Annotated in this window: 24 protein-coding genes; 19 read left to right on the top strand and 5 right to left on the bottom strand. The window is 36.9% G+C overall.

Annotated features, from left to right (window positions below; genetic code table 11):
* The first annotated feature begins 80 nt into the window (after positions 1 to 80).
* From OQX63_RS21040 to OQX63_RS20995, 10 genes are all read left to right on the top strand, one after another.
* Entirely contained in the window at positions 81 to 2,507 is a 2,427-nt protein-coding gene (locus OQX63_RS21040) for a GAF domain-containing protein (RefSeq protein ID WP_265852771.1), read from the top strand.
* Between the two features lie 348 nt (positions 2,508 to 2,855).
* On the top strand, positions 2,856 to 3,251 hold the full coding sequence (gene tssD / locus OQX63_RS21035; protein WP_265852770.1) for a type VI secretion system tube protein TssD: 396 nt from the start codon (positions 2,856 to 2,858) through the stop codon (positions 3,249 to 3,251).
* A 185-nt stretch (positions 3,252 to 3,436) separates the two neighbouring features.
* Entirely contained in the window at positions 3,437 to 3,832 is a 396-nt protein-coding gene (gene tssD, locus OQX63_RS21030; protein WP_090496864.1) for a type VI secretion system tube protein TssD, read from the top strand.
* Between the two features lie 86 nt (positions 3,833 to 3,918).
* A complete protein-coding gene (locus OQX63_RS21025; RefSeq protein WP_265852769.1) occupies positions 3,919 to 4,638 on the top strand; it encodes a hypothetical protein in 720 nt (239 codons plus the stop codon).
* A gap of 1 nt (position 4,639) precedes the next feature.
* The gene (locus OQX63_RS21020) at positions 4,640 to 5,485 is read left to right on the top strand and encodes a hypothetical protein (protein WP_265852768.1); all 846 of its coding nucleotides are present in this window, start codon (positions 4,640 to 4,642) and stop codon (positions 5,483 to 5,485) included.
* 22 nt (positions 5,486 to 5,507) lie between these two features.
* On the top strand, positions 5,508 to 7,346 hold the full coding sequence (locus OQX63_RS21015; protein WP_265852767.1) for a type VI secretion system Vgr family protein: 1,839 nt from the start codon (positions 5,508 to 5,510) through the stop codon (positions 7,344 to 7,346).
* A gap of 4 nt (positions 7,347 to 7,350) precedes the next feature.
* Positions 7,351 to 8,865: a polymorphic toxin-type HINT domain-containing protein gene (locus tag OQX63_RS21010; protein WP_265852766.1), complete on the top strand. Its 1,515-nt coding sequence runs from the start codon at positions 7,351 to 7,353 to the stop codon at positions 8,863 to 8,865.
* Positions 8,866 to 8,877: 12 nt separating this feature from the next.
* Positions 8,878 to 9,324: a hypothetical protein gene (locus OQX63_RS21005; protein WP_265852765.1), complete on the top strand. Its 447-nt coding sequence runs from the start codon at positions 8,878 to 8,880 to the stop codon at positions 9,322 to 9,324.
* 5 nt (positions 9,325 to 9,329) lie between these two features.
* The gene (locus OQX63_RS21000) at positions 9,330 to 9,824 is read left to right on the top strand and encodes a tetratricopeptide repeat protein (protein WP_265852764.1); all 495 of its coding nucleotides are present in this window, start codon (positions 9,330 to 9,332) and stop codon (positions 9,822 to 9,824) included.
* A gap of 196 nt (positions 9,825 to 10,020) precedes the next feature.
* Complete coding sequence (locus OQX63_RS20995) at positions 10,021 to 10,722, top strand: hypothetical protein (protein WP_265852763.1); 702 nt, start codon at positions 10,021 to 10,023, stop codon at positions 10,720 to 10,722.
* 132 nt (positions 10,723 to 10,854) lie between these two features.
* Here OQX63_RS20995 and OQX63_RS20990 read toward each other — a convergent pair whose 3' ends face one another.
* Entirely contained in the window at positions 10,855 to 11,457 is a 603-nt protein-coding gene (locus OQX63_RS20990; RefSeq protein WP_265852762.1) for a GIN domain-containing protein, read from the bottom strand.
* A 258-nt stretch (positions 11,458 to 11,715) separates the two neighbouring features.
* Between OQX63_RS20990 and OQX63_RS20985 the strand changes: the two genes are divergently transcribed.
* The 3 genes from OQX63_RS20985 to OQX63_RS20975 all read left to right on the top strand — a co-directional run bounded on the left by OQX63_RS20985 (position 11,716) and on the right by OQX63_RS20975 (position 13,306).
* Positions 11,716 to 12,072, top strand: coding sequence for a response regulator (locus OQX63_RS20985; protein ID WP_265852761.1), 357 nt, complete (start codon positions 11,716 to 11,718; stop codon positions 12,070 to 12,072).
* Positions 12,073 to 12,312: 240 nt separating this feature from the next.
* Complete coding sequence (locus OQX63_RS20980; protein ID WP_265852760.1) at positions 12,313 to 12,492, top strand: hypothetical protein; 180 nt, start codon at positions 12,313 to 12,315, stop codon at positions 12,490 to 12,492.
* A 268-nt stretch (positions 12,493 to 12,760) separates the two neighbouring features.
* Positions 12,761 to 13,306, top strand: a complete 546-nt coding sequence (locus tag OQX63_RS20975) for a hypothetical protein (RefSeq protein WP_265852759.1) — start codon at positions 12,761 to 12,763, stop codon at positions 13,304 to 13,306.
* A gap of 227 nt (positions 13,307 to 13,533) precedes the next feature.
* On the opposite strand, the gene OQX63_RS20970 is transcribed toward OQX63_RS20975, so the two are convergent.
* Together OQX63_RS20970 and OQX63_RS20965 are read right to left on the bottom strand one after the other, a co-directional pair.
* Positions 13,534 to 14,838 (bottom strand): ABC1 kinase family protein, encoded by a 1,305-nt coding sequence (locus tag OQX63_RS20970; protein ID WP_265852758.1) that lies wholly within the window; start codon positions 14,836 to 14,838, stop codon positions 13,534 to 13,536.
* Between the two features lie 7 nt (positions 14,839 to 14,845).
* Entirely contained in the window at positions 14,846 to 15,499 is a 654-nt protein-coding gene (locus OQX63_RS20965; RefSeq protein ID WP_265852757.1) for a TetR/AcrR family transcriptional regulator, read from the bottom strand.
* A gap of 231 nt (positions 15,500 to 15,730) precedes the next feature.
* Between OQX63_RS20965 and OQX63_RS20960 the strand changes: the two genes are divergently transcribed.
* The 5 genes from OQX63_RS20960 (at position 15,731) to OQX63_RS20940 (ending at position 22,053) form a co-directional block, all read left to right on the top strand.
* On the top strand, positions 15,731 to 16,576 hold the full coding sequence (locus OQX63_RS20960) for an HD domain-containing protein (protein ID WP_265852756.1): 846 nt from the start codon (positions 15,731 to 15,733) through the stop codon (positions 16,574 to 16,576).
* Positions 16,577 to 16,816: 240 nt separating this feature from the next.
* Entirely contained in the window at positions 16,817 to 16,957 is a 141-nt protein-coding gene (locus tag OQX63_RS20955) for a Sec-independent protein translocase subunit TatA/TatB (RefSeq protein ID WP_090496822.1), read from the top strand.
* 61 nt (positions 16,958 to 17,018) lie between these two features.
* Positions 17,019 to 17,225 (top strand): hypothetical protein, encoded by a 207-nt coding sequence (locus tag OQX63_RS20950; RefSeq protein WP_265852755.1) that lies wholly within the window; start codon positions 17,019 to 17,021, stop codon positions 17,223 to 17,225.
* 261 nt (positions 17,226 to 17,486) lie between these two features.
* Positions 17,487 to 21,041, top strand: a complete 3,555-nt coding sequence (locus tag OQX63_RS20945) for a PKD domain-containing protein (RefSeq protein WP_265852754.1) — start codon at positions 17,487 to 17,489, stop codon at positions 21,039 to 21,041.
* A gap of 1 nt (position 21,042) precedes the next feature.
* Positions 21,043 to 22,053 carry a type IX secretion system membrane protein PorP/SprF gene (locus OQX63_RS20940; protein ID WP_265852753.1) on the top strand — a complete coding sequence of 337 codons (1,011 nt, stop codon included), beginning with the start codon at positions 21,043 to 21,045 and terminating at the stop codon, positions 22,051 to 22,053.
* Positions 22,054 to 22,418: 365 nt separating this feature from the next.
* Here the strand turns inward: OQX63_RS20940 and rpoN are convergent, their stop codons facing one another.
* Positions 22,419 to 23,891: an RNA polymerase factor sigma-54 gene (gene rpoN, locus OQX63_RS20935; protein ID WP_205057951.1), complete on the bottom strand. Its 1,473-nt coding sequence runs from the start codon at positions 23,889 to 23,891 to the stop codon at positions 22,419 to 22,421.
* A 165-nt stretch (positions 23,892 to 24,056) separates the two neighbouring features.
* Here rpoN and mscL point away from each other — a divergent pair, with 165 nt between their 5' ends.
* Positions 24,057 to 24,506, top strand: coding sequence for a large conductance mechanosensitive channel protein MscL (mscL, locus tag OQX63_RS20930; protein ID WP_265852752.1), 450 nt, complete (start codon positions 24,057 to 24,059; stop codon positions 24,504 to 24,506).
* Between the two features lie 45 nt (positions 24,507 to 24,551).
* Here the strand turns inward: mscL and OQX63_RS20925 are convergent, their stop codons facing one another.
* Positions 24,552 to 25,424, bottom strand: coding sequence for a ChaN family lipoprotein (locus OQX63_RS20925; protein ID WP_265852751.1), 873 nt, complete (start codon positions 25,422 to 25,424; stop codon positions 24,552 to 24,554).
* Between the last annotated feature and the right edge of the window lie 53 nt (positions 25,425 to 25,477).

Below are 25,477 nucleotides of genomic sequence, written 5' to 3'. Positions count from 1 at the left end.
ATTTGGGTAGTAGCTATCTTTGCAGTTGATTAGTAACAAATTAGATAATTAAATTTTTACCCTATAGCAGAACTTATACAATGAATACCAATGTAATACAAATACATAAAAACGAATGTATACATTGCCAGGTAGAATCATCTCTGTCTTTCCGCCCCCTTGTGGAGTATTTAAAAGCTAGGCTGAAAACAGAAAAATCAGTAAAATCTGAATTTTACAGGTTTTTACTCCAAAAAATTGAAAAAGACGATGTGCTGCTTGGCAACATCAGCCCCAAAGATTTATCCCGATATAAAGATACTTTAGAATTAATTTTTACTATTCTAACGCCTTTAATGGATAATGAAAATGATCTGTTTTGGGCATTAAGTACACCAATTCCAGATCAGATTTTCTTTAGTACAAATGCATTCTATAAATTTTTTAAGGATCATGATCCTAAAAATAAGGTAACAAAGGATAATGAGCCAGTTGAGAAAAAACAGCTTAAGTTTATCTATAATATTATTCTGGGCCGTTTTTATAATTTCACATCAGTACTGAAAAATGAGATCATTTATGCGCACATTAATCAGGAAACAAAACTAACGCAGTATTATAATATCCAGACAGATACGAAGTTTGTAGAAATTATGCACAAGGGCGATTTGCCTGAGCTTAATTTTGAAGCTTTAAGTAAACATTTTCAGGAAGAAACTGAATTAGAATATCTGTTAGAAAACCTGCCTTTAAGTAACTTTCATTTTGAAGGTTTCAGCATCATTTCCATTACCGATGTTACTTTGCAACATTCTATTGAAGGCATACGTGGAGCGCTGGTTGATCACAATTATCAAACCGAAGCTTACAGCCATGTAATACATGCGCTAAAAACACTGAGTGGTAACAGTAAACTGGAATTTGGCTTAATGCCTTTTTTAACAGTGAACAATAAGCTGGTATTTGATAACCAGGAGTTTTCACAAAGTATGCTGATCAATTCAGCAAAAGCATCTAATTTAGAAGAAGAAGTTTTTTACGCACTGGTTGATAAATACAAAGAAAACCCACGTTCTATTTTTGTAAGTACTATAACAGAAGAGCAGATAGAAAAAGATCCTTTTTTAAAGGTTTTAAAAGCTGCAGGCGTTAGCTCTTATTCAATACTGCCTATTTATTACAATAAAGAGTTGGCAGGCGTGCTGGAAGTATATTCAAAGGATGAAGTAGCCGTTGATGATAAATTGTTATCAAGGTTGCGTCCGGCAATGCCTTTGATCGGTCAGCTTTTCCAATACAGCATTGAAGAATTTAATGCCAAAATGGACGAAATACTGATGGATAAATTTACTGCCTTGCAACCTTCCGTTCAATGGAAATTTAACGAGGCTGTTTGGCATTTCCTTCAGCAGAATAATGGTTATCATAAGTTAAAAGAAATCGAAACCATTACCTTTAAGCATTTATATCCACTTTTTGGTGCTATTGATATCCGCAACTCTACTACTGAGCGTAACCGGGCGTTGAAAAACGATATGGAAGTTCAGTTGAATGCCTTAATTGATACTTTAAAGTTCATTCGCAAAGATGTTTCTTTAGCGCTTATTGATAAGCTGATTTTTAACTGTAAAGACTGGATTAAAAGAATAGGTGATTTTGCTTCGTCAAATGAAGAAAGTCAGCTGAACGAATTTTTGGAAGTTGAGGTTTATCCATTCCTGTCTATCATTAAAGCAAACCATCCTAAAACAGCAGAGGTAATCGATCAGTATTTTGAAGTGGTGGTGCCAGAAACCGGTGCCGCATTCGAAAACCGCAGGCAGCTTGAAGTTTCCATGCAGCTGATCAATACCGAAGTAAGCCAATACCTGGAAAAATCGCAGTCAAAGCTGCAGGCTTCTTATCCTTGCTATTTTGCCAAATTTAGAACAGATGGGGTAGAATATGATATTTACATCGGTCAGGATATTGCACCAGAAAAGCCGTTTGATTTACTTTATCTGAAGAATATTCGTTTGTGGCAGCTTACCTCAATGGTTGATATAGCCCGACTATCTAAAAGTTTAATTGCAGAAATGCCATGTGCACTAGAAACTACGCAATTGATTTTTATTCATTCGAATGCTATTGACATTAGTTTTAGGAACGATGAGCGCCGTTTTGATGTAGAAGGAGCTTACAACATCCGTTACGAAGTGGTTAAAAAGCGGATTGATAAAGTGCTGATAAAAGGTACTACAGAGCGTTTAACGCAGCCGCATAAAATTGCTATGGTTTACTTTAATCCGGAAGAAGCAAAGGAGTATATTGAATACATCAAATACATGCAGGTTCAAGGTTATTTAAATGATGATTTAGAACAGCTCGAACTAGACGAACTTCAAGGTGTATCAGGTTTAAAAGCACTAAGAGTAGGTGTTAAGTACACGGAAAATAAAGTAGTATCCAAAACAGATGCTGCTAAAAAACTTAAACCTAAAGAGATTAAGTCTATAGAAAAGGAAATTGCTAAAGTATTACAGCATTAACCTTGTTTAAATCCATAAAAATCCTCCAAAACTATTTGGGGGATTTTTTTTGGCATTATGCCAAAATGCATTGGTGATAAATGTATCAATTTGTAGAATTAATACACATTTTTGTATATTTTTAAGTAATTATTTTTGTCTTATGGTAACGTACATAAGATTTTTCCACATTTTTATTTCTTGAAAATTGCCTTCCATAATTCACAATAAAGCTTTCTGAACCGTTTTTGAATTTTGTTACCCCTTCATTATGAGTGTGGTATGAATTATTGGCCTGATCTTTGGTTAAGAGAATATAGTAGCGGAGGCTACTGATAATCAATTTTTTAACCTTTAAATTTTAAAACTATGGCTTTCAAAGCTAGATTAAATTTTTCGGGCAAGGAGTACGATGTGCTTCAATGTGCCTATGCGTTAAACCGCGATGTAGATGCAAAAGGAAGACCTTCTTCCGGAGTTTATGGCGGTACCATCGACATTGAGATCGAATCAACCGAAGACACCTCAATTATCGAGGCGATGGTAAACAACCAGTACAAACCTATTACAGGAACCCTTCTGATCAAGAAAACAGAAGAAGATGCCAAAATGAAAGAAGTTCATTTCGAGGATGGCTACATTGTTAAATATTCCGAAGGGATTAACATTGTGGGCGATCACCCAATGACGCTTAAATTCCAGATTTCAGCGAGAAAACTAAAATTAGGAAACGCAGAGCACCTTAACGATTGGCCAAAGGCCTAAAGAAAGGTTTAGGGTGTGAGGTTTAGGGTTTAAGGTGTATAAACACTAACCATTAAGCCTTTAATCGCTAAACGTAGAGAGGTGGGTTTAAACGCCTAACGCAATGCGCCAAACTCCACTCTCTCCACTCCACGCCAGCCGCTCAGCACAATTCATTCATTTAAAAACAGTTAAATTTTACTACAATGGCATTCAAAACCCGTTTAAACTTAGGATCAAAAGAGTTTGATGTACTACAGTGCAGCTTTTCATTAAATAGAGATGTTGACGCAAAAGGCCGTCCATCATCAGGTGTTTATGGTGGTACCATCAACATCGAAATCGAATCAACTGAAGACACTTCGGTCATCGAATCGATGGTTAATAACCAATACAAGCCGCTTTCAGGTACGTTGGTTTTCAAAAAAGGAGAAGAAGACGCAAAAATGAAAGAACTATCTTTCGAAGATGGTTACATTATCCAATATAATGAGGGTATTGCGGTAAACGACAATACACCGATGACTTTAAGTTTTGTGGTATCGGCACGTAAGCTAAAACTAGGCAACGCCGAACATGAAAACGACTGGCCTAAAGCGTAATTAGATTTAAAATCGTTATCGGTTACTGGCCAGGCTGGTGCCGATAACGATTTTTTGTTTTTGGGATGTGATCAAAAGAGCTACCTATGGCTACCGATTTGGAATACATAAACCTGTTTAATAATTGTACAATTTCTCCGTTAAAATCTGCAGAGATCAGCCGGATTATTGACAATAAAATATTAAGCAATAAGTCAAGATATCAGGCGATTCGAAATAAACTGCTTAATTTAACCGAATATACTTATCGCAATGCCTGCTTTTTTACCGAGCCGGAAAACAGCTTCCTTGAAAAAAATCCTAAAATTGCAAATAGCTTTTTTAGCAGGTCATTTTCAGATACAGGTCTTTTTTCTGAAACCAGCGGTATACCATGGTATTTTATTGCCTGTGTGCATTACAGAGAAAGCAATTCTGATTTTACTAAACACCTGCACAACGGCGATCCGCTAAGTGGCTTTACCAGGCAGCACCCTGCAAATAGACCGAAAATTGGTCATGGTCCACCATTTACCTTTGAAGAAAGTGCTGTTGATGCCTTAAAGTTACGTGGCCTTGATAAAGAAACAATTTGGTCGTTGCCTAAAGTTTTACTGCGTTTAGAGCAATACAATGGTATAGCCAAAGCTTACCAAAATAATAAGATCAATTCTCCATACCTGTGGGGTGGTTCTAACCTGTACATTAAAGGAGGTTTCCCTAGAGATCATGTTTTTAGTCTCGATTATGTAAATAAACAGATCGGAACCGCGGTAATTTTAAAAGCAATGGAAAATAGAGGAATCATTAACATACCAAGGCAATAGTATGAAAGCAATAGGCATTTTATTTTCTTCTTTAGCTTTCTTGCTATCTTCTTGCGGGGCAAAGCATGGTAAGCAGCAGCTTGAAAAAGTCAATGATTCAGCTACGCTTACCCATCAAAAATTAGATTCGGTTCCTGCCCAGATAGATACGCTCGAAAAACTGGCTGCCCATATGGTGGCTTCAGTTGAGGGTTATAGAAATGACGGTAATACTGAAGCAGAGCAGATTTTTATACATGCGTTTATTAAAGCCCTGGAAAAATCAAAGGCATTTGAAACTGACTTCACTAATTTGAAGAAATACGACATTCAGGTGTTAACTGCAGATGATGGTAAACTTAGAATCTTTTATTGGCTTTCTCCCTATTCGGGCTCGATGTGGCATGTGCAAAATATTGTGCAATATAAGGATGAAAATAATGAAGTAACAGCCCTATCGTTTAACAATCTTTATCAGGATAAAGATGATGAGGGCAGTCCTACACCGTTTTTTGATCACATTTACACTTTAAATACATCGCCTCAAAAAACATATCTTTTTACCGGGTATGGGCAAATGAGTGGAACCGAACCTTATACTGTAGCCCATGCGCTAGTGATCGATCATGCAAAATTCAGCATCACTAAAGCGTTGTTCAAAATAGGTAAAGCAGTTAAAACACAGTTATTCGCCGCAGCAGAGCTTAAAGAAGACCAGGATAAAGAAAAACTATTGGCACAATTGGCCATATCCTATAATACTAAAGATAAAACCATTAGCTATCCAGAGGTAAATGAAACAAAAAACGGTTCTGTGCTCACAGGAAAGAGAAGCGTTTTAACCTTTCGTGATGGAATGTTCAAGTAGGCACAAACGATTATAAGTTGATATGGAAAAGAAATTAATCACCGAAATAAATATAGAAGATAAGGCCATTACCCATTTTGCCTCCTTTAGTTTAAAACAGGCTTTTAATGCCCATCATTATTTTGAGCTGCGGTTTAACCACGATCAGATGGGTTCGCCCGGAATGATCAGCTTAGATGATAGTCGTGATTTTGTGGGTAAAACCCTTACCGCTTCCTTTGGTTACGATGCTGGGAGCTTACAGGAGTTTGCCGGTTTAGTTACTAAAGTAGAATTGGCGCAGAGCCATGGCTACCATGGTGTGTTAATCGTAAGTGGTTATAGTCCTACCATCTTAATAGACCGCGGGCCCGATTTAGGTTCTTATCTCGATAAGGATTTAAATGCAATTGTTGGACTTGCTACTTCCGAAGTACCACAAAACGACCTCAAAATTATAGCGAATGCATCAAGAAAAGCGCCAATTGATTATCTGATCCAATACAGGGAGAGCGATTTTGATTTTTTAAACAGGCTTTCGGGCGAATACCACGAATGGTTTTATTATGATGGTAAGCAGCTTAATTTCGGTAAGCCAGACGATCAAAAGGAAATAGCGCTTTTTTATGGCCGGGATGTGCAAAATCTGCAATACGCTATGGAAATTGCGCCGATAAAAAATAAACGTTTTGCCTATAATCCCAAACAGGATGAAATGTTGCATAGTGAAAGTGCGGCCGCCGCTAATGGGTCGCCCGATCTCGATCATGCTATCCAGGCATCAAACACAACGTTTAGCAAGATATTTAACCAACCATCTTTAATCAGGGTTGATAACAATAGCGATATTAAGAGCCATGTCGATAATGAGGAAAAGGCAAATATCAGCAACCTTTTAAAAGTACATGCAAGTGGTGATAATGCAGCACTTGCATTAGGAAGCATTGCAGAAATTACCATGAGCTTAAGGAAAGAACTTGCATTTAGCACCGAAAGTCTGGGTAAATTTCTGATCACCAGTATTAACCACGACATTGATGGCACAGGGAAGTATTACAATACTTTTGAAGGGCTCGTTTCGACAACAGAACGGATCCAGGTAAAAAATTATAGCAAACCGAACCCGGATATGCAACTGGCCGATGTGGTGGATAATGCCGATCCGAAAGGGCATGGCCGGGTTAAAGTAAAATTTAAATGGGAATGTCAGAGCAACGACATTACCGAATGGTTGCGTGTAATTACGCCTGATGCGGGAAGTAGTGAAAAAGTAAGCAAAAACCGTGGTTTTTCTTTCGTACCAGAAGCAGGCGATCAGGTCGTGGTTGCCTTTGAAGAAGGTAACATCGCCCGGCCGATTGTATTGGGAAGTGTTTACCACGGTAAATCGGGCATTGGTGGTGGCGATACCAACAAAACCAAGTCGTTAACTACCAGAAGCGGTAATACCATTATCATGGATGATAGTAATGGCAGCATTAACGTTAAAGATCCCAGCGGAAATGTAATTACCATGCATGGCAATGGTCAGGTAACCTTAACCGCGCCCAATTCTTTTACCATCAACACTAAAGATTTTATTGTTAATGCCAGCAACAGCATTGCCATTAACGCCCAGCCTGGTGAGGAAGGTGGGGGTGAAGGCACCATAGCCATTAGCGCAAAGAAAACCATTGCAGCAACTGCTGATACCGAAGGTATTACTTTAGATGCTACGGAAATGGGAGTGGCTATTAAAGGTAAAACTGATGTGAGTATAGAAAGTACAACAGCATCTGCATCAGTTAAAGGAACTACTGAAACCAAAATTGATGGTGCTGATGTTAAAATGAGCGGAACAGCCACCATAAGAATCAATTCTAATGATACCGATATAACTTAAGATTATGCCTGATGAATTAGAATATATTGTTGATAAAGCCGTATGCCATTGCGATAAAGGTGCTGCCCCCAATTTTTTCAGAGGGCTGGCCAATCAGAATGTCAAGATAAACGGTTGTATGGCCTGTACCAAGGCCGATAAAATTCCCATTGCCAATATACCATCTTTCGGGGTATGCAGCGTTACCGGATCGGCTTGTGCACCAGCACCTCTAGATTGGACAGATACCTATAAGGTAAAAATAAAAGGAAAAGAAACATTGCTTTTTAAATCCAAACTGCCTTGTAGCATAGGAGGTAAAATCGAATTCATGACGAGTGGACAGATTCCTGTTAGCGAAGAGGAACTGGCTGAAATGACGGATGAGCACAGCGAAAAAGAAGAAGATGAAGGCTGGGGCTGGTGGGATACTGCAGAGTTGATCCCCGTGGTGGGTAGTGTTATCGGCATTGTACGCTCGGCAGCAAAAGGCAACTGGTGGATGGTTGCCGCCAATGTTGGTTTTTTAGCGCTTGATATTGCTGGTGTGGTTAGTTTTGGTGCCACCACTGCGGCTTCTACAGCAGCAAAAGGTGGGTTAAAGGCAGGCTTAAAAGTTGCTGGTAAAGCTGCATTAGAGGCCGCCGGAAAAGCGCTAACGAAGGAAGGTGCAAAAGCATTGGCGAAGGCAGCAGCTAAACATGTAGATGATATTGCTATGGCAACGGGTAAAATATGCGTGTTTGCCTGTTTCCCGGCGGGTACGCCAGTACATACTGCTTATGGAAAAAAAAATATTGAGGAAATTGTGGCAGGTGATGAAGTGTGGGCATGGGATGAAAATAACGGAACCGTTGCCCTGAAAGCGGTAACGGCCATAATGGAACGCGAAGTTGATGCAACGGTAGAGATAACCCTCGAAGGAGAAACCATAGAGACCACTGCCGAGCACCCTTTTTATACCCGAAAAGGCTGGAAAGATGCCGCTGACTTAACCACTGATGACGAATTAAAAACAAAAGAAGGCGAATGGAAGTTTATAAAAAAACATGAATTTGCTTATGAAAAGCGTAAAGTTTTTAACTTTGAAGTAGAGGGCTGGCATACCTATTTTGTAGGGATATTGGCCTGGTTGGTGCATAATGCTGCTAAGTGCATTACTACAACAATTAAAGAAATTAGTAAAAGGCTAAAGTATTTAGGTCGAACGCCAGGAAAGGCATCAAAAGCAGGCAGGGAGGTGTTTGAAAGGATGAAAAACTCAGGAACTGCTCGAGAGGTTATTGATGATTTCGGAAATGTTGTTAAGGAATTTTATGACGCCGAAAATAAAATATGGCGGAACATTAAAGAGGCAGATATGGGCCACATTGAAGATGCTGTTTCATGGTGGAATAAAACAGGTAGATATTATGGCTCAAAATCTACAGAAGTTAGGGAGTGGATGCTTGATTCAAAAAATTACGTTTACGAATATTATAAAACAAATAGAAGCCGTGGAGCTCAATTACTAGAAGAATACTTGCCTCCATTAAAATAAATAAAAATGATTATGGGTAGTAAAGAATTAACATTTGAAGTACAGGAGATAATTAATAAATATACGTCAAATGCCAGAGAGTGTTTCCAAAATAAAGATTTTGATGGTTTTATTAAATGGCAGCTAGAGAAATGGAATGCTATTCCCGATCCTAAAGAGGATTGGGAAGAAAGTTTTAGGACGGCAAAAGTTCTTATAACGTTATATTCAAAATATCAGGTGAATTTTGAAGAGGCAGAAAAGTGGTTATCACAATTATCTTTTTTAGACGAAAAGCAACAACAGCATCCGGGTGAATTTAATTTGATGAAAGGAAAAGTACTTTTTGAAGAAGCAAAGTATGATGATGCGCTTGATGCTTTTAAAAATGCTTACATTCAATCTGAAGGACATTGCTTTGGTGCTGGAGATGATATTTATTTTGATTTTTACCGGAATCCAGAAAAGTATATTAAATAATGGCTATGGAATTATCTGATGAAGTATACGATAAAATAACAGCACTGTCAGAAAAGGGAGATGAATATGCAGAAAATGAACAATTTACATCGGCATTAAAGCAATATGAGGAAGCTTTGAACCTACTTCCCGAACCTAAAACCGATTGGGAAGCGGCAACATGGTTATATGTGGCAATAGGAGATGCTTATTACAATAAGCAAGAATTAGATCAAGCTATGAGTGCATATCAAAAAGCATTAATGAGTCCTGATGGCACGGGCAATCCTTATATTTGGTTTAGCATAGGTCAGATCTTTTTTGAAGAGGAGAATTTTGAAAAAGCAAAAACACATTTCATGAGCGCTTATCTGCTTGATGGAGAGGAAATATTCGAGGGAGAAAACCCTGAATATTTCAAACTTATAAAGGAGGAAGCAGATAAAAAAGCAGAATTGCCCAATAATAATAAAGGGGACAAAAGAAATGACTGGCTACCCCGTGATTGGGATAGAAATTAAATGCAAGCGACTTACAGGTAGGTCGCTTTTTTTGCTCTACCAAAAACGTAAAGTTTTTAACAATATTGGAAATACCTCCTGAAATAAAGGAAATCCCAGCGGATGTAGCAAAGTATGCGAAAGATGCTGGAGTAACTATAAGGGAAATATCTGGCGAGGTACTAGAGGCGTTTAAAAACACAAAATTTTGGTAATTATGGAAAATTACTTATATCAGTATTGGTTTCGGGGAAAAAGAAAACTTCATACTGAAGAAAGCACCCTATTTTATTACAGCAAGAATATGCATTTGCCAACAGAAAGGGCTGAAGATGCAAAAGCAGCCAAAAAATTCCTCAAAACCTGCGCAAGCGCTGAAGAATGGGCCAGATATGCTTACACAAATGATTTGCCATTTTCTGTTTGTAAATTAGAAGAAGGAAAAGTTGTAGTTGGATTGGAGGAGGACGTGACAAAAGATCTTACTGTTTTTTTTCTCGATGAGTATTATAGGTTATTTATGTATTATGTGTTCAGAAAGCAACCAAATGATAATTATTTCTGCATTGGTATTATGTTCTGGGAGTTTGAAGAGGGTAAAAGTGGAGATGATGATGATAAAACGGCGTGGACATATATTTTTGAAACAAACGGAAATGTTGAAGTTATTGAGCAGGAAAAGAGTAGTGCCGAAGAATGCGTTTGGAAGAGTAAACGACCGTTAAATGTAGAGAGCAATTGGGAGCCTGCTCCAGAATTTGGAGACTGGGAGGGTTTAATGAAAATGGAAAGATGGAAGCAGGGAGAATTAGATGAGTTATTTAAAAGAAAAGAATCAGAAAATAATAATCCTCCGAAGAAACCTTTCAGTCCCTGGCTTCCACCAGATTGGGAAAAGAATGGATTTTTAGGATTTTGATTGATGTTAAACATTAGTTTTAGATGAATAATATCACATTTAATAATAGATTTTATAACTGAATATTGAGCAAAAAAAGGCTTCCTGATCAAATCAGAAAGCCTTAGTTTCATTTGCGTGTGTGTGTGTATGTTATTTGATTGCGGCTAACTCTTGCTCAACAGCTACAGTTTCTATCGAGCTGATGTTGGTTTTTAAAGCCGCAAATTTATCTATGGTCAACTTTGGTGTTTTACCCATTACCAAAGTGTGGTTATCGGTAGAGCCGCTTAACTTTAAATCAGCATGATCTGAAATCACCGTATATAAACTTTCCGAACAGGTGTTGATTTCTGCATGGGCATTTCCTTTTAAAAAGATTTGAAGATATTTGGTGATCAGTTTTCCTTCAGTTTTAACAATAGCATTTTCTGAAGCTTCAATTCTGTAAAAATCATTTACATAAACGGTTAATTTCACTTTTTCGGTATTGGTTGAAGTGATTTTTAAATGATCACCGTTTTGCATCACTTTCGCCGTTCCTGCATTATCATTACCATAAGAAATACCAGGATGATCACCCTGAATGATGGTTACTTCTACATTTCCTTCAACAGAAATTCTTTTAAAGGCCGATATTTTCATCGTAAAATCCGGATCTTTTTCTATTGCAGAAACGTTTGTAATAAATACAGCTGATGATAAAGCAAAAGCCATTAGTGAAGTAGTGAGTAGAGTTTTGATGGTGGTTTTCATATTTTTGTTCAAAAAATAATTTTTTATTAATTGTTGTGTTTATTTACTTTTTGTTGTTTGATGATAAGACCCCATGAAATAAAAAACGTTGCAGGCCATGTTGTGCTTTTATACAATCGATAACAAATACTCGACGAACAGACATTATTTCAATACGAAAGCTTGAAACTTTTACCAAGCATTTGTAAAATATTTTAAGATCTGTATTTCAATTGCGCTTTTTTTTTATCTTTAATGAGAATTTAGGCTTGCTTATTTATGAAGAAAAAGGTTGTGCTTGTTCAGGATAATAAAGATATCCTTGATATTATGGACGAGGTCTTAGAAGAGGAGGGGTTTGATGTTACTGCATCATTAACAACCGAGCCTATAGAGAAGATAAATGAAATTGAGCCTGATGTGGTGATTGTGGATGATCACATCAAAGGCAAAAAGAAAGGATCGCAGGTGATTAAAGAACTTAAATCTGATCCTGAAACGCAAGATGTATCGGCAGTACTCACCTCAACATCAAATCACTTGCCCCAACAGGCAGAAGATTGCAAAGCCGATGATTATATCGAAAAACCATTTGATATAGAACATATGGTTAATGTAGTAAAGAAGAATACTTAACTATAACTTGCGTGTACAAAATCATGAATAAACATATTCCTTATTTATTTTGTACAATGGCTCTTTTTTCTACAGCTTCTCGTATAAGAGTTGGAGAAATTGGGAAATGGAAGGATAATATAAATCGCGCTCAAAAACAGCCAGTTTAAATTCCAATAATAACGCTATAACCATTACAACTGAAACAACTGCCTGGTGGTTAGGTGGCATTTCATTTAAAGCCAATGTTGATTTAAAAATATGGAAAGATCAGCTCAAAATTTTTTTATTGTTCAACCTGATTTTAAAGTTGAGCGAAAAGATGGGAATAAGACGATCATCACCATGAATCAGAATACAACCAACGCAGATAGAGCATTATCTATAGGTCTTCAAAACGGAAATTATTTTGATGGCGTGAAAATAACCCAATCCAAATAACTTTACCTATATAAAGTGGGCTTATAGTTATCCATGTTTACAGCAGCCCTTAACCTTTACAAATTCCGGTACAATCCAAAATTAGTTCGGCTATCATAAATAGATGTAGTGTGTATGATATAGTATTTCGATTTTCAGAGTATTGCGTTTATCATTTGGTCTAAATATATTGCAAGTTCAGTTTTTAAAATTGAAACATTAATAAAACTGAATGGTTGAGAGATTGTTTATTCGTTGTAGATTCCTTACATAAAAAATAACTAAACCTATGACCTTCAAAATCGTTCTCCTATTTTTTTTATCCTTTGGTTTAACAAACGGGGTGTTTGCCCAAACAACAAAACCTGCATCACAACAAAATTTAACATCGAACAAACAAATGGTCGATCAGGTAATTTTAGCGATTCGAAAGGATGTGCAGAAAATCAATTCAAAGAAACTAAAAAAAGAGCATTACACTTATGAATCTGCTGGTTGTGTGGAGGAGGGAGTGGTAGATTACTCTTTTGACGAAAAAACCAATGTTAAAATTGTAGAATCTGGTTCAATAGGAGATGGGAGTTGGGTAAATGAATATTATTACCAATCTGGTAAAGTTATTTTTTGTTTTCAGAGAATTGTCGGCGGACCTGCCATTGGTAAGATTACTAAAACGGAATATCGGTTTTACATTAAGGATGGCAGCATTGTAAAAGCAATGGAAGGAACGAAAACTATAAAAGCAGATTCAAAAGCGAGCGAGTCTTTAGGAACTGCAAACAGAATATTTAAAGCTTACGCGTCAAAAGATTTTGCCGCTGCGTTATGTAATTAATTCTCCTAAACTTTTACATAACATTTATTATCCTTTCCTTTAGCAATTCATAAAGCTACTACGTAAACTGAATTATAGTGGTGTTTGCGGAAGTTCATTTTAGTGGCTATTATTACAAGGTAGAGCTTGCACGCACTAACTGCCTTGCAATGGCAAAAATCATTTATACTCGAAAAACAATCTATAGACACAGCTGATAACAGCTAACTATATTAATCTTCAATGTTTTATTTTTCTAAAGTGGGCTTATAGGTGTCTGTTTGCACATTAGCCTTTAATTCGTGTAAAATCTGGTATAATCCAAAATTAGTACGGTTAACATAAATAAAATGTTTTACTCCACGTGCTTGTTTAAATTCTGGCATTTTAGAAATTTTCTCGCCGTAGGCGTAAAGCTGCTCAAAAAAATCAGGTTTACTAAAATCAAAGGATGTACTGGTATATGGTTTGGCGAAGAGACTGATCATCTCCCTGTATGATCTGTAATAAAATTCAACTTGCTCAGGAGAATCATCTTTATGGATCATTTCCAGTTTTCTAAAGGCATCGATCGTTTTATTTTTATCATTGATTACGTCAGTAGAAATTAAAGAAAAGAAAGGGTAATAAAAATCATCTGGCATTTCTTTAATACAGCCAAAATCAATTACACCGAGATTTTCATCGGGAGTGATCATAAAATTTCCGGGATGCGGATCTGCGTGTACAGCCCTCAGTTCGTGTTGTTGAAAGTTATAGAAATCCCACAACGCCTGACCGATTTTATTCCGAAGTTCCTGAGAAGGATTGGTTTGCAAAAATTCTTTTAAATGCTGGCCATCAATCCAATCCATAGTGATGATACGTTTTCCGGAAAATTCTGGATAATATTTTGGAAAAACCACATGATCGAGATTTTTACAAGCTTCAGAAAATTCGATGGAACGCCTCACTTCCAGTTCATAATCTGTTTCTTCAAGCAAACGTTCTTCAACTTCTTTGATGTAGATATTTAATTCCCTTTCAGACATGCCCAATAAACGGAATGCGAAAGGTTTTACCAGTTTTAAATCAGAAGAAATACTATCGCCAACCCCTGGATATTGAATTTTTATAGCGAATTTTTTGCCATTAAGCGTGGCCTGGTGCACCTGCCCGATAGATGCCGCGTTGCTGGAGTTTAAGTTAAAACTGTCGAAAATATTTTCAGGAGTTTTACCGAAATTTTTAGTGAAGGTTCGCACAATTAGCGGACCCGAAAGCGGAGGCGCATTGTATTGCGACTGGCTAAACTTATCTACGTAAGATTTTGGCAGGATATTTTTATCCATGCTCAACATTTGTGCTATTTTTAAGGCACTTCCTTTTAGTTCACTCAGCGATTTATAAATATCGGTTGCATTATCCTCATTAAGCTGTTCACGGTCCATGTCTGGATTAAACAGTTTTTTTGAATAATGTTTAATATAATTACCACCGATCTGAATGCCTGTTTTAACGAATTTTGCCGAACGTTCTACTTTAGTAGTTGGAATACTTTTTTGTGTCTTCATCTGGTATTTAAAACCTCATCTTTTCTGTAAACTTTCCATTTCTGGATAAAAATTTTCCATATTCCAATAAATTATCAATTGGCGAATGCTGGAAAAGATCGAAAGTTACATTAATACCCTTTTCTATGGCTTCGTCGCTTTTTTCGAAACCTTCACTGTCATCATTAATCCAAAAATTAAGAATAAAGGCAAATTGGATCCACAAGGCATCTTTGTATCTTTTGCTTAAAAAACGACGTTCAGCAAGTTCGCCGCTACCTAAACCTTCTTCAATAATTTCTTGTGCAAAGTTTTCAAATATCGGTTTAACACCGGCCAGTATGTCAGGCGTAGAGAATTTACCCTTATGATGCTTTAAGCTATAAATTACAAAACTACGCTCGTTCTTCAAGTTTTCCAGATAACTATAAAAGAAAGAAAGCATTTTTTCTCTGGCCGTATACTGAAGCCAAACTTCCTGTTCTTTGATTTTAGTAATGGTTTCGAAGGTAAGTTCAAACCAGATTGTTTTTTCTATGCTTTCGAAAGAAGAAAAAAACTGATAAAAATCGGCCTCCGTAATTTTAAGCTTCTTTGCAAAAATATAAACCGATTTAGGTTTTTCATTGTTCGTTAAAACATAATCTAAATACCCTTTTCTAATTTGTTGAGCAGTTGCCATATAGCTGTTTTTTACAAGTATAACGTTTAATTAAATGCCTTGTTTTTCTTCGGGGTTTTTTGTTGATCATGAAATTGTAATAATAGCTTTCAAAATAATTGAAAGTTGGTTTTTTGCTAATTATTTTAGTTTTTTAAAATCAAATGTTGATAATTATTTAAATTAAAACTAATTTTTTTGGTAATTTTGTTTTCTTTATTTCTTAAAATAAATCACGCTAATATGATCCAGATGAACGATTTTTTATATGGCAAAATGGAACTACCAATGGTGTTTTCCGACCTCTTGAATACTGATGCCTTAAAAAGGCTGGGAGGGGTCCATCAAAGTGGTGCCATATTTTTGGTCAATCCAGACATCTGCCATTCGCGGCTGGAACATGCTATCGGTGTGACCATGTTGATCAGGATGCTTGGTGGTTCAGAGCTGGAGCAGATTGCAGGCCTGCTACACGATATTTCGCATACAGCTTTTTCCCATGTGGGCGATTATGTTTTCGGCAATACAGATGAAGATTATCATGAAAAGGTTTTTGCCGAAATTTTATGTCAATCGGAAGTACCAGATGTACTGTTAAAATATGGATATGATGTTAGCCAGATTTTGCATGGCGCATTTGATATTTTAGAACAGCCCTTGCCAGCACTCTGTGCCGATCGTTTAGATTATACTTTGCGTGATGGCATTCATGGCGGAGTAATTTCCCGTCAGCGCGCGCGCGAATTTTTAAATGCTATTGTGCTGAAAGATGGTAAAATAGCGGTGAATGCAGAAGCTGAAGTGGCATGGATTAACGAAGCTTTTGAGAAACTGAATAATGATGTGTTTAAACTGCCCCTTCATTTATATGCCAATGGCAAAATGGCCGAACTGATTAAGAAATTTTTAGATAATGGTTTATTGGTAGAAAGTGACCTGTTTAAAACCGATACCATGCTGCTGAATAAAATTAGAACAACTTATGAAGGTTACGAAGCCATTAAGTCGATTAAACAGTTAAAAGGTTTTGCCGAGTTTATGCGCCATGGTGCAGTACCTAAGATTAAAAAACGCACATTAAATGCCTTGCTGGTTTAGTATTACTCATTCCATCAAGGCTGTAAATAAGTATAGAACTGTTATTCTGAGCTTGTGGAAGGGGCTTTACAAAGATTTTTTAAGGCTTGTTCTCTCATCCCATCATCCTGAACTTGTTTCAAGGTCTTTCCAGCTTAATTAAGGCTAGATGCCAAGATACCAGTGACTCATTTCACAATGACCAATAGACAAGCAATCCAATTTTAAAGAATTGACGTATATTGTGAAAAATATAAGAATATGTCTGCAATAGAAATTATTTTAATCGGAGTAGTTATCCTGCTTATTTTTGGTGGTAAGAAACTACCCGAATTAATGAAGGGAATAGGGAAGAGCGTAAAAGAATTTAAGGATGCTAAAAATGAGCCGCCGGTTAAATAATTTTTGTGAATAAAACATTCCTTTACAGGTGCTGTTTAAACTTATAATATAAATAGCCAAAATGGAAAATCAAAAGCAAGACCTGACCAAAGCGAATTTCATTGAAGAAAATGCAAAACATCCTGATCAAGGACTAGATCATTGGAACGACCGTTTAGAGGAAAACCTGGAAACTGAAACAAGCAATGATATAGAAGCAGATGAAAAGGCTAAAGATTTCTCTGAAAAGTATGGAAGTGGCGATCAGTCCGATCAAGGTAATGATTGAATATTGATCTTGTAGTCATTTTATAAAATGTTTTTTTATTGGTTTACCCGTGTATCCACTGCTTTTGTTCCGTCAGGCCAGAAATTGATTTGTATCTGAAAATTTTTTTACACTAACCTTTCATTTTATTACACAAAAGGGAATTTTTCTAATTAAAATGGTTAAAATTCCATAATTGTTTTTCATGTAATTTGATTAATAGTATATTGCATAGCTAATCAAACAAACATGTATAACGTTTTCAAACTAGGCTGATAAGTGATGAATAAGCATTCGTTATTGGTCTTGTTTTTTTTGCTTTCTGCCAGCCTTTTTTCTTTTGGGCAAAACACATCGAACAAGGGGAAAGATTTTTATGTTCCTTATGCTGGGCACATTGATGGTAATAACTCCAGATTAACCTTGTTTCTGTCTGCTGATCAAGCTACTGATTATAAAGTTTATATCGGAGGTATTTTAGTATCTCCAGTTGGTTCCACTATCCCGGCTAATACCTGTCTGCCATTCGTAATTGATCCAAATGCATATGATGTGTTAATGAGCAGTTCTAATTCAATTGAGCCGAATAAAGCCATTAATGTGGTTACAACCAAAGCAATATCGTTATATAGTATTATTTCCAATAATGCACGTACGGGGGGTACCTTAGTATTGCCAACAAACACACTTGGGCAAGAATATTATGCCTTTAGCTATGAAAACCACGGAAACCAGCAGGGATTTTCACAATTTACGATTGTAGCAACAGCAAATAATACTGATATAGAAATTACACCTAAACAAAATGATAGAACTGGTGTAAGGACCGCCAATACGACTTTTACCATTAAATTAAATAAAGGTGACATCTATCAATATCAATCCATTGGTGATTTAACAGGAAGCCACATTAAGGCTTTAAATTGTAATCCAATAGCTGTATTTTCTGGCAATACCTGGGCCGCATTTTGTAATGAGGGCAATATCCGTAATCCAAGTGGTGGAGATAACCTTTATCAACAGGTTTTTCCGGTTGTGGCATGGGGGAAAAATTTTGTGACAGCACCTTTTTACAATACCCTTCATGGTAATACTGATATTATGAGGATAATTGTTGCTGATGATAATACGGTGCTAACTGTTAATGGAAGTACGATCAATGCCAACGGAACCCCACTTTCCAATCCTTACAGCAAAGGAGCTGTAGTTACATTTTTTTCAACTACGGCAAATGTAATTTCTGGTACAAAACCCATTTCTGTTGCGCAATATCAGACTTCGCAAACCTGCAATCCAAACAATGCGCAAGATACGAGACAGGGAGGATCATATTTAGGAGATCCTGAAATAACGGTTCTTAATCCTGTTGAGCAAACATTAAATAATATTACCGTTTTTTCAGATTTGAAATCGGTAAGAGTGCCTACTCAAATTTCCAAGTACTATCTAAATGTCATTATTAAAACTGTAGATATCGCCTCATTTAGACTTGATGGTAATCCAGTAAGTAATTTTATCGCTATTGATAATGTATTTAGCTATGCCGTAATTGATGTAACCAACACGCAGCCCCAACATAGATTATCTTCGGCAGGCGGTTTCTCTGCCATTTCGTATGGCTATGGCGCCGTAGAATCTTATGCTTATCTCGCCGGTGCAAACATTCAGAATTTTACCTTTCAGCCAACCAGTACGGCTACCGGACAATCCATAACCAGTGGATGTTTGGGTGAACCAATCAGCTTAACCATAAATTTACCCTATCGGGCCACTAAGTTGGATTGGGAGATTCAAGGTGCACCGAGTTTTACCGATGGAAATCCAATAGCTGTAAATACTTTTACCAGACCAAATGATAATAATACCTATTATACTTACAAGTATCCTAATCAGCTAAATTATCCAAATCCTGGCGATTACCAGTTTAAAGTGATTGCCACAAAGCCCAATGCGGATAATTGTGGTAATATTGAAGAATTGATTATCGATTTTTCGGTTGATAATCAGCCTACCGCGGCTTTTGAATTGCCAGCTACCGGGTGTCAATCTAGTGGAATTCCATTTACTGATAAGAGTAGATCCAATTCAAACTCCAGGAGCATTACAGAATGGTTATGGGATTTTGGTGATGGAAAAACATCTACTGAACAGAATCCTGTTCATATTTATGATCGACCAGGTACTTTTAACGTGGTTTTAACGGCTACGACAGATTCAAAGTGTTCAGAAACATCTCCTGCATCCCCAATTTTTATCAATCCCCAACCTTTATCAGATTTTGATGTTAAAAGTTTATGTGTGGGCAAACCGATTATCTTAATTGAAAAATCTACGATAGAAAATCCGGGGACCATTGTAAAGTGGACCTGGGACTTCGGCGATGGAAGTACGCCATCAACTGAACAGCATCCCATCCATCAATACACTGCAACTGGTTCTTATACGATTACCCTGATTACTGAAAGTGATAAAGGCTGTGTGAGTGAAATTAAGCATAAAAATGTAACTGTAATTAATCCGCAATTAGCCAATTTCGAATTGCCTGATTTCTGTTTGGATGATGGCATAGCCAGATTTAAAAATACATCCAAAAATGCTGATGGAAGTACAACGGATTTGACAGCACAATGGACTTATACCTATAACGGCGTTACAGTAGCAACATCAACCGATTTTGATGGTTCTTTTTCTCCAACCGTTACTGGTGATTATACTGTAGCTTTGGTTGTAAAAAATGGAGATGACTGCGAAATGTCAAAAACACTTACATTTACGGTTAATGGCGCAGTTAAAAGTGCTGATTTTGATATAGTAAAAAATAATGTTTGTGTAAGCGATCAGATTATCATAAAAAATACATCAACAACTTTTGCAGGCAGGATTACGAAAATTGAGATTTACAGGAGTACAGAAAATGAAAACAGCATTTATCAAACCATTCCTTATCCTGATGACAGTGACATAGCAATCCAGTACAATACTTTTGGAGGTGCTACAGATCGCAGTTTTAATATAAGGCTCGTGGCGTATTCCGGCGAAAGTTGTTTTAAATCAGTAGAAAAAAGGGTGACATTAAAACCAGTCCCACAATTGGTTTTTGATGATATGCCAGCTGTTTGCGAGGCTGATGGAACGGTACTCATCATACAAGCAAAGCAGAAAACCGGGGAAGAAGTGGCTGGAGGTGGCGGAGAATATAGTGGAGATGGCATAAAGGCCGATGGAAACTTTAATCCCAAAATTGCTGGTGTTGGATCACATACCATTACCTACACTTTTAAAGGTGCTAACGATTGTTCTGCTTCAATAAGTAAAAACATCGAAGTGTATGCATCTCCTGTGGCTAACGCAGGTACATTAATCTACGTGTTGGCCGGCGGACAGATTGAAATTCCGGCAACTGCAGATGGAACCGATTTGAAATATAAATGGTCGCCAGAAACCGGTTTAAATAAAACAGATATATTAAATCCAATTGCATCGCCAGATAACGATACAGAGTATACCATAACAGCAACCACACAGCCTGATGGTTGTTCAACTACCTCAAAAGTGTTGGTAAAAGTTTTACAGGTCTTAACTCCACCTAATACCTTTACGCCAAACGGCGATAATGTGAATGATACCTGGAATATTAAATATTTAGAATCTTATCCTAATGTTACTGTAGATATATTTAACAGAAATGGGCTGAAAGTTTTTTCTAGCAAAGGGTATAAAGTTCCGTTTGATGGTAATTACCAGAACGAACCACTGCCTGTTGGCGTTTATTATTACATTATTAATCCACAGAATGGCCGTAAAACTATAACAGGTCCGCTCACTATAATCAGATAAATTGAAGAAGCTCATTACCTCACTCGCACTTTTTGCATCCCTAAACGTTTTTGCGCAACAAAAGCCACAGTATACGCAATACATTTTTAATCAGTACCTGCTAAATCCGGCGCTCTCCGGAATTGAAAATTACCTCGATTTTAAAGCCGGTTACCGTAAACAATGGTCTGGTATTACCGATGCGCCACAAACCTCTTTTGTTTCGGCCCATTGGGCGCTCGGCGATAACCAGCTATGGAGTAACGCACTCACCGCTTTCCCCGAGCAAACGGGAGATCCTATGGACAGAAACTATACGCAAAATTACATGTCGTCTCCAGCGCACCATGGAATGGGGGTAACTGCTGTTTTAGATAAAACTGGTCCGATAAAAAGGTTGGATGCCAACGTTACTTATGCTTATCATTTACAGTTAAGTAATAATTTTAATCTTTCTGCAGGCGTGGCAGCAGGTATTTCGAGTATTTCGTTAGATGTAAATGCGCTTACTTTCGATACGCCAATAGATCCGATTATGAACAGGGCATTGATTAACCAGGTAAAACCTGATTTAAGTATAGGCTTATGGTTGTATGGCGCCAGGATTTTTGCAGGTGTTTCTGTACAACAAATTTTACCTCAGAAATTAAGTTTTACTGGTGATAACAGTTATAATCTGGGTAAAGAAGTGCCACATTATTTTGCTACTGTAGGATATAAATTTTTTGTTGATGATGAAATTTCAGCAATCCCATCAGTAATGGTCAAATATGTATCTCCTGCACCTGTTTCTGCTGATTTAAACCTTAAACTGGCCTTTAAAGATAAAATCTGGCTGGGCGGGAGTTACCGTAAAGACGATTCTTTTGCTGCAATGGCAGGCTTCAACATTGGGAAAATGGTTAACCTGACTTATTCATACGATTTTACCACTTCGCAGTTAAATCAGGTAAGCAACGGTAGCCACGAGATCGTATTGGGCTTGATGCTGAATAACATCTATAAAGTACCTTCTTATATTAAGATGTGGTAATTCAGTCGGCATTTGGCAATTTTCAGTTGGCAGTTGGATCTGACGATTAGTTGAAAAGCCTGAACTTCCCTGAATTAAATTCATTGTAGTCGTTTATAACTTGAATGTACGGTAAGGAGGCTGTGTCAAAATTAAAATCTATCAGTTAGGGCAAAAGCCCGTTAGCCAGGAACGAGTGCGGGACTTGGAATGGAAAGCGGGACTGATGCTGCCAACAACATAGAACTGCTTATTTCCCAATCAAAATAAATACACCACTTATATTTGGAGTGCAACACTATCAATTGGCAATTTAAATTCTATACTTTGGCTAATCAACTGTAAACTGGCAACTGATAACCGCCAATTGAAAACTGCCAACTTTACTACAGTTCTTTCCTCAGCCTTGCTACCGGAATATTCATTTGTTCGCGATACTTTGCAACCGTTCTTCTGGCAATGTTATAACCTCTTTCTTTTAAAATTTCGGTTAATTTTTCATCAGCCAAAGGTTTGCGTTTATCTTCATTGCCAATACAGTCTTCTAATATCTTTTTAACCTCTTTATTGGAAACTTCTTCACCGTTTTCAGTTTGAATAGCCTCTGAGAAGAACGATTTTAACAGAAAAGTGCCAAATTCGGTTTGTACGTATTTAGAGTTTGCCACCCTTGATACGGTTGAGATATCCATATCAATTTTATCTGCAATATCTTTTAAAATCATCGGGCGCATCTTACGCTCATCAGCTGTTAAAAAATATTCATATTGATAGTGCATAATGGCATTCATCGTTTTTAACAAAGTCTGTTGTCTTTGTTTAATCGCATCTATAAACCATCGTGCAGAATCTAATTTTTGTTTCACAAACTGAACGGCCTCTTTTAACTTTTTATCTTTAGATGCGGCTTTGTCGTAATGCTCAAACATCTCCTGGTAAGACCTGCTTACCTTTAGTTCAGGCGCATTTTTCGAATTTAAAGTCAAAATCAATACACCATCATTATTACTGATGTGGAAATCAGGAATAATCTGCATTTGTTTCGTCGTCACCTGGTTGGCATCACCAGGTTTAGGATTTAAACGCAAAATTTCGTTTACCACCTCTTTAAGTTCTTCGCTATCTAAACCTAAACTTTTTTCTAATTTATCGTAATGTTTACGGGTAAACTCATCCAGATAGTTTTCTACAACATTCATTGCTTTAACTATAATCGGATTGTTTGTGTCTTTTCTTTTTAACTGGATCAGTAAACATTCTTTCAGGTCTCTTGCGCCAATACCCGGAGGATCAAATCCCTGGATCAGTTTTAACATTTCCAATACATCCTCTTCCTCAACCATAACATTCTGAGAAAAAGCAAGATCGTCAATCATGGAGCCCAACGGACGGCGTAAATAACCATCATCATCTAAACTACCAATAATCTGTTTGCCAATAATAAAATCCTGATCGGATAGGGGAATGAGGTCTAATTGCTCTTGTAAACTTTCAAAAAAAGTGCTTTCAATAGCAATCGGCGTCTCTTTTTTTTCCTCATCATCGTCGCCATTATTATAATTGGTACTATAATCGTTGGTCGAATCATCCTGCAGATAATCATCTACATTAAATTCATCCATGCTGGTATCTTCTGATGATTGCTCGTAATCCTCTGGCCCATCATTTAAATCATCATATTCGCTTTTTGGCTCATCCTGAGTCATTAAGCTTGGATCTTCAAGTGCTGGATTCTCTTCAAGTTCCTCTTTTACACGTGTATCTAAAGCAACGGTTGGCACCTGCAACAATTTAATAAACTGTATCTGTTGTGGTGATAACTTTTGTAATAATTTTTGTTGTAAATGTTGTTTTAGCATAGCAAATAAAAAAGAATAGGGCAAAAATAAACAATAGATTTCAGATATTATGCTGATTTGACCTAAATGCTATCGATATGTCGGTTTTAAAATTATTTCCTAAACGTTTGTATTGAGTTTAATGTTTGCTACTTTAGTAAATAAATAGAACTAAACTAATAATGTATGGGCTTTGTAAAAGAATTTAAAGAGTTTGCCATTAAGGGCAATGCTTTCGATTTAGCAGTCGGAGTAATTATTGGTGGTGCTTTCGGTAAGATTGTGACCAGTGTAATTGAAGATTTGATCATGCCCGTAGTAGCTGCTATGGTGGGTAAGCCAGATTTTAGCAGCATTTACTTTGCAATGGGTAAAGGATCTGAACTTATTCCTAAGGGAGCATCACTGGCTGATGCCAAAAAAGCTGCTCCGGATGCTGCCATATTTGCTTACGGTAATTTTATTACAGTGGCCATAAACTTCTTACTATTGGCATTAATTGTTTTTATTATGGTTAAAACAATTAATAAAATGAAAAAGAAAGAAGAAGCCGTAGCAGTTGCTGCACCACCTGTACCCACAAAAGAAGAAGTACTTTTAACCGAAATCAGAGATTTGCTAAAAGCAAAAGCATAAAAAAACTAAGCTCTGCAACCCATCAAAGCTGCGGAGCTTTTCATTTTAATAACTTCTTTTTACCGTTGGATCGGTGATGATGATGTAATCATCAAGTTGACTGAATTTTCCCCATTTGGGGTTGTTGAAGCTTTCATCAGAAAACGACGAAATATTCAGGATTTTTAATTTTGGATTTAATTGTTTGAGCTTTGCCAGTGTTCCCAGTTTTTCATCACTATGGAAACGGCCGTTGAGTTGTAAAACTTTAACGCCTTTATTCGCTTTAATAAACTTATTGATAGACCAGGCCATGGTTGCATCCCATAAATTTTGTGTCTGGTAAATTTTCATCGTGCCCATGCTGTGTCCACCCAAGGTTTCTGTAAATTTTTCATAATACCTACCCTGGGCCGTATCGATAGGGATTGGAGGTAAAAAATTGAATGATGTTTTAGGGAAATTTTCTAAAACCTTCAGTCCGCCAAGTGTAACAGCGTTGCTGTAACGTGTTGCCGCATTTGCAGCGATAACTTTTAATCCGTTCTGTTTGGCATATTCAATTAAAGGTCTGTAATCTTTATAATTTCCCCAGGCCCTGCTTTCTTTAATAAAATTCTTTTCAGAGATTAACCCTGCCAGGTATTCATCTACCTCAGGTTGTACATCGGTAGGGAACATTTCTAAAGATAACGCCATTTTTAATGGATATTTTGAATGGAGTTTTTCAAAAAGCGCCGCTTCAAGGTAGTGGCCTATAGAATCGTTATGGTCTTCGCCAAAAAATAAAACATCAGCATGCTCCATATCAGCAACAATGTCGGCTATTGATATCGATTTTTGTTTTTTTACATCATAGATCTTATAATGGCTGCTTATTTCTTGTGCATACAAGCCATTAGAAATAGCAAAAACAAATACTAATAGGATAAATTTCATGCCCTCAAAATAACAAAATAATTTTCACCGATAAAATAAGGCCACTTACCGCT

This window comes from Pedobacter sp. PF22-3 (genome assembly GCF_026239555.1).
In the GTDB taxonomy this organism is placed as follows: Bacteria; Bacteroidota; Bacteroidia; order Sphingobacteriales; family Sphingobacteriaceae; genus Pedobacter.
Note: the sequence above shows the minus strand (reverse complement) of the source record. Positions and strands in the feature narration are given on the sequence as shown.

What these genes read in the sequence shown, in the direction of transcription:
- OQX63_RS21040 (WP_265852771.1), top strand. Translation starts at nt 81, where the DNA reads ATGAATACCAATGTAATACAAATACATAAAAACGAATGTATACATTGC.
- tssD (WP_265852770.1), top strand. Translation starts at nt 2,856, where the DNA reads ATGGCTTTCAAAGCTAGATTAAATTTTTCGGGCAAGGAGTACGATGTG.
- tssD (WP_090496864.1), top strand. Translation starts at nt 3,437, where the DNA reads ATGGCATTCAAAACCCGTTTAAACTTAGGATCAAAAGAGTTTGATGTA.
- OQX63_RS21025 (WP_265852769.1), top strand. Translation starts at nt 3,919, where the DNA reads ATGGCTACCGATTTGGAATACATAAACCTGTTTAATAATTGTACAATT.
- OQX63_RS21020 (WP_265852768.1), top strand. Translation starts at nt 4,640, where the DNA reads ATGAAAGCAATAGGCATTTTATTTTCTTCTTTAGCTTTCTTGCTATCT.
- OQX63_RS21015 (WP_265852767.1), top strand. Translation starts at nt 5,508, where the DNA reads ATGGAAAAGAAATTAATCACCGAAATAAATATAGAAGATAAGGCCATT.
- OQX63_RS21010 (WP_265852766.1), top strand. Translation starts at nt 7,351, where the DNA reads ATGCCTGATGAATTAGAATATATTGTTGATAAAGCCGTATGCCATTGC.
- OQX63_RS21005 (WP_265852765.1), top strand. Translation starts at nt 8,878, where the DNA reads ATGGGTAGTAAAGAATTAACATTTGAAGTACAGGAGATAATTAATAAA.
- OQX63_RS21000 (WP_265852764.1), top strand. Translation starts at nt 9,330, where the DNA reads ATGGAATTATCTGATGAAGTATACGATAAAATAACAGCACTGTCAGAA.
- OQX63_RS20995 (WP_265852763.1), top strand. Translation starts at nt 10,021, where the DNA reads ATGGAAAATTACTTATATCAGTATTGGTTTCGGGGAAAAAGAAAACTT.
- OQX63_RS20990 (WP_265852762.1), bottom strand. Translation starts at nt 11,457, where the DNA reads ATGAAAACCACCATCAAAACTCTACTCACTACTTCACTAATGGCTTTT.
- OQX63_RS20985 (WP_265852761.1), top strand. Translation starts at nt 11,716, where the DNA reads ATGAAGAAAAAGGTTGTGCTTGTTCAGGATAATAAAGATATCCTTGAT.
- OQX63_RS20980 (WP_265852760.1), top strand. Translation starts at nt 12,313, where the DNA reads ATGGAAAGATCAGCTCAAAATTTTTTTATTGTTCAACCTGATTTTAAA.
- OQX63_RS20975 (WP_265852759.1), top strand. Translation starts at nt 12,761, where the DNA reads ATGACCTTCAAAATCGTTCTCCTATTTTTTTTATCCTTTGGTTTAACA.
- OQX63_RS20970 (WP_265852758.1), bottom strand. Translation starts at nt 14,838, where the DNA reads ATGAAGACACAAAAAAGTATTCCAACTACTAAAGTAGAACGTTCGGCA.
- OQX63_RS20965 (WP_265852757.1), bottom strand. Translation starts at nt 15,499, where the DNA reads ATGGCAACTGCTCAACAAATTAGAAAAGGGTATTTAGATTATGTTTTA.
- OQX63_RS20960 (WP_265852756.1), top strand. Translation starts at nt 15,731, where the DNA reads ATGAACGATTTTTTATATGGCAAAATGGAACTACCAATGGTGTTTTCC.
- OQX63_RS20955 (WP_090496822.1), top strand. Translation starts at nt 16,817, where the DNA reads ATGTCTGCAATAGAAATTATTTTAATCGGAGTAGTTATCCTGCTTATT.
- OQX63_RS20950 (WP_265852755.1), top strand. Translation starts at nt 17,019, where the DNA reads ATGGAAAATCAAAAGCAAGACCTGACCAAAGCGAATTTCATTGAAGAA.
- OQX63_RS20945 (WP_265852754.1), top strand. Translation starts at nt 17,487, where the DNA reads ATGAATAAGCATTCGTTATTGGTCTTGTTTTTTTTGCTTTCTGCCAGC.
- rpoN (WP_205057951.1), bottom strand. Translation starts at nt 23,891, where the DNA reads ATGCTAAAACAACATTTACAACAAAAATTATTACAAAAGTTATCACCA.
- mscL (WP_265852752.1), top strand. Translation starts at nt 24,057, where the DNA reads ATGGGCTTTGTAAAAGAATTTAAAGAGTTTGCCATTAAGGGCAATGCT.
- OQX63_RS20925 (WP_265852751.1), bottom strand. Translation starts at nt 25,424, where the DNA reads ATGAAATTTATCCTATTAGTATTTGTTTTTGCTATTTCTAATGGCTTG.